A 257-nucleotide genomic window follows, 5' to 3' on the forward strand; every position below is an offset into this window, starting at 1 on the left:
GGAATTCTCGCCGCGATCGCATCGTTCAGAATAAGCCTTCCCGGTAGTTCGAGACTATGGCTTGCGCTCCCTTCGCCGGCACTTGCGCTTTGGGTGTCAACAATCGGCTATGGTTGTGTCACCGATTGGGTGAGTATGGGGCCGACGGGCGCTCGCATGGGTGAGGCTGCTCGATGCTTCGCGACACTCTTGCTGGCGAGCGTACCATTGTCGATTGCGATGCCCGTGATGCTTCGGCACGCAGCCCTGCTGCGTCC

General features: G+C 60.3%; 1 protein-coding gene. It reads left to right on the forward strand.

Going from position 1 to position 257, the window contains the following annotated elements; translation table 11 throughout:
* Nucleotides 1-15 precede the first annotated feature (15 nt).
* A partial coding sequence (locus KVT28_RS28445) for a hypothetical protein (RefSeq protein ID WP_368734943.1) occupies nucleotides 16-257 on the forward strand: 242 nt, incomplete at its 3' end.

The organism is Pantoea sp. GbtcB22 (assembly GCF_019091025.1).
GTDB classification, from domain to species: Bacteria; Pseudomonadota; Gammaproteobacteria; order Enterobacterales; family Enterobacteriaceae; genus Pantoea; species Pantoea leporis.